Raw genomic sequence first — 276 nt, forward strand, 5'->3', positions numbered from 1 at the left:
CAAAGATGACCCCGACACCAAAACCTAGCCTAAAAGAACGCACTACCCAAGATGATAACTGAGTTGGTACGACGTACAGCAGTCGAAGAATTAGCAAAGAACTTCAAAGATGACCCCGACACCAAAACAAGCCTAAAAGAACGAGCTACCCAGGATGATAACAAGTATGTGCAACGCGAAGCAGCCAAAGAATTAGAGAAGGAAATACAAAGAAGACCACGAAACAAAAACGACAAAAAAAGAAAGCAGCTAACCAAGAGGTTAACAGGTAGGAGA

The 276-nt window shown here is 42.8% G+C and carries 1 protein-coding gene; it reads left to right on the forward strand.

Annotated elements, in window-relative coordinates:
• Nucleotides 1-51: 51 nt before the first annotated feature.
• A partial coding sequence (locus RRG12_RS40740; protein WP_420763114.1) for a HEAT repeat domain-containing protein occupies nucleotides 52-276 on the forward strand: 225 nt, incomplete at its 3' end.

The sequence above is a fragment of the Nostoc sp. CALU 546 genome (assembly GCF_048836525.1).